The 586-nt window shown below is 46.8% G+C and carries 1 protein-coding gene; it reads left to right on the plus strand.

The window, feature by feature from the left end; all coding sequences use genetic code 11:
- On the plus strand, positions 1–531 hold a 531-nt coding region (locus tag R8N49_RS28970), incomplete at its 5' end, for a DUF2057 family protein (RefSeq protein WP_318190683.1).
- Between the last annotated feature and the right edge of the window lie 55 nt (positions 532–586).

Genomic DNA, 586 nt, shown 5'->3' on the forward strand with positions numbered 1-586 from the left:
TTTGCTTCTGAAAAAACATTGACGCTACCGGATGGCGTAAACCAAGTCGTTTTCCGCTACGCACCTTACTTCAACCAAGGTAATGACCGTCTAAGCGTAGAAAGCGACGCTATCGTGGCACGCTTCGATACTGCAAATGCAGAGTTGACGATTGAAGTTCCAAAATACCGCAACATGCGTGACGCGGAAGAAAACATCAAAGATCTCGATTGGAAACTGGTTGATGGTTCAGGCAAAGCAGTAGCAGTTGACCAAGACAAGCTGATCAAACCGGGTATGCAAATCGGCCGTGATTACGTGCGTGAAATCGAAGATTACAACCGCGCTGGCGGTACAGCAGCCGTCGCTTTTGCTGGCGCAGCGACCATGCAACCAGTCACGCTTCCTGCAAAGATTCCTGAAGACATGAAACAAGCGCGTGCACCCGCAGTGAAAGCAGATTCTACGGCAGAAGAAATGCTGCACTTCTGGTATCAAAAAGCAGACGCAGAAACAAAAGCGCGCTTTAAAGCGTACATCAATCAGCAATAATCTTTGATTGACTGATCTGATTTAAAAAGCCACTTAATGTGGCTTTTTTTGATCA

Source organism: Vibrio sp. 1978, from assembly GCF_033344345.1.